We start from the raw sequence: 4360 nt of genomic DNA on the forward strand, positions 1-4360 counted from the left end.
GTTTTATTTTTATGCATTATTCAATTAAAAGAAGTTATTTTTTATCAAAATGAAAAAAATATTAGTCTTGTTTTTTTTTGTTTCACTATTTTCTTTTTCACAAGATAAAAAGATATCACAAGACAGTATAGACTACTATTTGGAGCTAGCTAGTTATAGTGCTGAAGATAAATTTCAAATTGAAAATGCTATAAAGTATTCTAACAAAGCTGTTCAATTTGCTAAGAAAACTAATAACCAAACTAAACTTTATGATTCCTATTATTTTCTTGGCAATCTTTATTTAGAAAATAGTAAATACGATGAAGCTATTATCTACTTCATTAGATGCTCTAATTTTTTTCAAATTAACAAGTTAGTCACCTCTAAACTTGCGAAAACCTATTATTCATTAGGCGTTTGCTATTTAGAAAAAAATAAAGCAAAACTCTCCGAAAGTTATTTTAACAAATCTTTTGAAATATATAATAATTTAGACATTTCTGATGCACTACAACTTGTAAATTTGCAAAAAGGATTAACCTTAAAAGCAAATAAAAAATATGAAGAGGCTTTGACCATTTTTAAAAAAATTGTGTTACAAAATTCAGAATATGAAAATTCTAAAATTGAAGCATATTATCAAATGTCTGAAATCTATACTATTCAAGCTAATTATTCTAGTGCCTATATAGCCGTCAAAAAAGCCTTAGAAATTGCTGAAAAGGGAAATAATTCACTAACTAAAAATAAAATTTTAAAAAAACTAATTAGTTTAAGTGAAAAAAACAACGATTACAAAGCCGCTAATGAATACTTGAAAAAAATATTACATCTAAAAGATAACTATAATTTTAATGAAGATAGTTATGTTTTAAATAAAAAAAACTATGATAATCAGCTAGATTTAGTTGAAAAATTAGAGCGAGAAAAAAGAGAACAAATAAGATCCATCCGTTTTTCAAAACTAATAAGTATATTAAGTATTGCACTTATCTTAATCTTATCTTTACTTAGCTTTTCACTCTACAAAAACAATAAAATTAGAAATAATGCTAATCGATTATTAGAAGAAAAAAACAAAGAATTAACAGAACAAAAGGAAAAAGCAGAACAAGCCTCAAAAGCTAGAGCAGAATTTCTCTCAACCGTGAGTCATGAATTAAGAACACCATTGAATGCAATAAACGGAATAACCTATTTATTACTTCAAGAAAAACCTAAAGTTAACCAATTAAACTATTTAAAATCATTAGAGTTTTCTGGCAACTATTTATTAAATTTCATCAATGACATATTAGAAATCAACCGTTTAGAATCAAACACTATTCAAGTGGAAAAAATTGATTTTAATTTGATTGAACTAATTAATAACATCCGTCAATCATTTAATGAATTTATTCAAAAAAATAATGTGAATTTTCATATGGACATTGAACTTAATGGAAATGAACAATTAATTGGCGACCCCACAAAACTTTCACAAATTTTAATAAACTTAATAAATAATGCTATTAAATTTACCAAAAATGGCGATGTTTGGTTGAAGGTTAGCACAGTAAGTCAAGAAAAAAATCTTGTAACATTAGCTTTCGAAATTAAAGATACCGGCATCGGTATCCCCGAAGATAAAATTGCAAATATATTTGATAGTTTTACTCAAGGTTCAGTGGAAATCAATAGAACTTTTGGTGGTACAGGATTAGGGCTATCCATTGTAAAAAAAATAATTGAACTACTAGGTAGTGATATTAAGTTAGAAAGTGCCCAAGGTAAAGGAAGTACCTTTACATTTGATTTGAAATTTGAAATTTCAACCAATAAAACAGAAAATAATAGTGAAATAACAGAAGACAATTTTGAAAATTTAAAAGATAAAAAAGTACTATTGATTGAAGACAATCAAATCAACCAAATGATTACTAAGAAAATGTTAGAAAACAAAGGTATGATTTGTAAAATAATTGACAATGGTGAAGATGCTATTTCAGAAATGGCTAGAAATGATTACGATTTAGTACTGATGGATGTACACCTACCAGGAATTAACGGAACCGAAGCTACAGAGCAAATAAGAACATTTAACAATCACACCCCAATTATTGCATTAACAGCAATTTCTTTAAATGAAAACAGAGAAATGCTCATGTCATATGGCATGAATAATGTAATTACTAAACCATTTGAACCTGAGCATTTCTATAAAGTTATTGCTTCTTATTTTAGCTCATAATTAAATTTTTAATCAAACTACGAACCTTAGGTTCGGCTTTTTTTGCTGCTTCTAATACTTCCTCATGATTTACCGTCTCAATTTCTTCTTCATTGCCCATATCTGTAATAACTGAAATTCCAAAACAGTCTAAATCCATATGTCTAGCTACAATTACTTCAGGAACAGTTGACATACCAACACAATCTGCACCAACATTTTTTACATATTTGTATTCAGCCAATGTTTCAAACGTTGGACCTTGAAGAGCTAAATAAATTCCTTCTTTTACATCTATTTGTAATGAAGAGGCTATTCCTTTAGCTTTTGATATCAATACTTTTTTGTATGGCTCACTCATATTTACAAAACGAGGCCCAAAACGTTCGTCATTGTGACCTCTTAAAGGATGATCTGGAATCATATTAATATGATCTTTAATAATCATTACATCACCTACTTTAAATTCTGGATTTACTCCTCCTGAAGCATTCGAAACTATTAATAATTGAATCCCAAGGTATTTCATTACACGAACTGGAAAAGTAACTTGCTTTGCATCATAACCTTCATAATAATGAAATCTTCCTTGCATTGCCACCACATTTTTTTCTCCCACTTTACCAAAAACAAGCGCACCTTTGTGACCTTGTACAGTTGAGACTGGAAAGTTTGGAATATCTTTATATTCTACGACAAACTCAATTTGAATATCTTCTATAAAATTGCCTAAACCAGAACCTAAAATTACACCAAATTCTGGTGTAAAACCATTAGTTTTATTTTTTAAAAAGGCTACTGTTTCTTGTACTTGATTCCACATATTTTTTTATTTTATTAGTAAAGCTAAACTCATTTTCTAAAAACTTTATCTTAATTGGCAAATAGTATAAATTTTGCTTTATTTTACCTTTTAAACGCACATAATCTTTCTCTGTTGTGATAATAGGATGCGTTTTTGACCAATTATTTAATTCTGCTATTTCTGCATCGGTAAAATTATGGTGATCGGGATATACTTTTATATGATCTTTATCATTTTTTACTTTTTCAATAAAATAATTCGGTTTTGCAATCCCTACAACAACTACCTTTTCTTTATTCTTGAATGACTGCAACAACTCATTTCCCTCCTCAGAATACACTTCTTCGTCATACATAATAGTAGTAAAATATACATCTACATTAACATTTAACTTTTTAACAATGGTACTCTTTTCTTTATCTGATAAATTAATAGGACACTTGGTTACCAATACAACATCAGCTCTTTTTTTTCCTATCGAAGGTTCTCTCAAATTTCCAAAAGGCAGAATAAAATCATCTGCAAATAAATCATCATAAGCAGTTAATAAAACATAAAATCCAGCCTGTACTTTTCTGTGTTGATAGGCATCATCTAACAAAATAACTTGAAGTTGCTCATGCTCAAGTAAATGCAATATTCCAGTTCTTCTATCCTCACATACTGCTACTTTCACTTCTGGAAATTTTGTGTAAATTTGATATGATTCATCTCCTAAGATCTCAGCGGAGACACTTGAATTTGCTATAACAAATCCTTTTGATTTGCGCTTATAACCTCTACTTAAAACCGCCAATTTATATTGGTTTTTCAACAACCGGATTAAAAACTCTGTATGCGGTGTTTTCCCCGTTCCACCAACGCTTAAATTTCCAATTGCAATTACAGGAATAGCATAAGATTGACTAGAAAACCAAGACCAATCATAACATTTATTTCTAAAAAAAGTGATAACCCAATACACAATTCCCAAAGGAAAAAGTAATTTTCGTAATAAATTCATCTTACGAAGTTAGCATTTTTTTATCTTTGGTAAAAAAAGTTATGCAACTATCTTCAATTTTACATCATTTAGAAAGCCTAGCTCCATTGGCATATGCAGAAGACTTTGATAACGTTGGACTATTAACTAGTCATCAAAATGAAATTACAGGTATTATTGTTGCTCATGATGCTTTAGAGGAAGTAATTGATGAAGCTATTGAAAAAAAATGCAATTTGGTTGTTTGCTTTCATCCCATTTTATTCTCTGGAATTAAAAAAATTACTGGAAAAAATTATGTTGAAAAAGCAATAATTAAAGCTATAAAAAATGACATTGCTATCTATGCAATTCACACTGCTTTAGATAATCATCAAAAAGG

General features: G+C 28.6%; 4 protein-coding genes. 2 read left to right on the top strand and 2 right to left on the bottom strand.

All coding sequences use genetic code 11. The annotated features are described in order from the left end of the window. The first annotated feature begins 49 nt into the window (after window positions 1-49). Window positions 50-2212 carry an ATP-binding protein gene (locus QZ824_RS10795; RefSeq protein ID WP_291276024.1) on the top strand — a complete coding sequence of 721 codons (2163 nt, stop codon included), beginning with the start codon at window positions 50-52 and terminating at the stop codon, window positions 2210-2212. Here the strand turns inward: QZ824_RS10795 and QZ824_RS10800 are convergent. Both QZ824_RS10800 and lpxK read right to left on the bottom strand, forming a co-directional pair. Further along, window positions 2202-3014 carry a purine-nucleoside phosphorylase gene (locus tag QZ824_RS10800; protein ID WP_291276025.1) on the bottom strand — a complete coding sequence of 271 codons (813 nt, stop codon included), beginning with the start codon at window positions 3012-3014 and terminating at the stop codon, window positions 2202-2204. The two genes, QZ824_RS10795 and QZ824_RS10800, sit on opposite strands and share 11 nt — an antisense overlap. Continuing rightward, window positions 2971-3999 (bottom strand): tetraacyldisaccharide 4'-kinase, encoded by a 1029-nt coding sequence (gene lpxK, locus QZ824_RS10805; protein ID WP_291276026.1) that lies wholly within the window; start codon window positions 3997-3999, stop codon window positions 2971-2973. The genes QZ824_RS10800 and lpxK overlap by 44 nt, the downstream gene beginning before the upstream one ends. Before the next feature lie 41 nt (window positions 4000-4040). Between lpxK and QZ824_RS10810 the strand changes: the two genes are divergently transcribed. Further along, the coding region (locus QZ824_RS10810) for a Nif3-like dinuclear metal center hexameric protein (protein ID WP_291276027.1) at window positions 4041-4360 on the top strand (320 nt) is incomplete at its 3' end.

The sequence above is a fragment of the Flavobacterium sp. genome, assembly GCF_021151785.1.
GTDB lineage: Bacteria > Bacteroidota > Bacteroidia > Flavobacteriales > Flavobacteriaceae > Flavobacterium.

What these genes read in the sequence shown, in the direction of transcription:
- QZ824_RS10795 (WP_291276024.1), top strand. Translation starts at nt 50, where the DNA reads ATGAAAAAAATATTAGTCTTGTTTTTTTTTGTTTCACTATTTTCTTTT.
- QZ824_RS10800 (WP_291276025.1), bottom strand. Translation starts at nt 3,014, where the DNA reads ATGTGGAATCAAGTACAAGAAACAGTAGCCTTTTTAAAAAATAAAACT.
- lpxK (WP_291276026.1), bottom strand. Translation starts at nt 3,999, where the DNA reads ATGAATTTATTACGAAAATTACTTTTTCCTTTGGGAATTGTGTATTGG.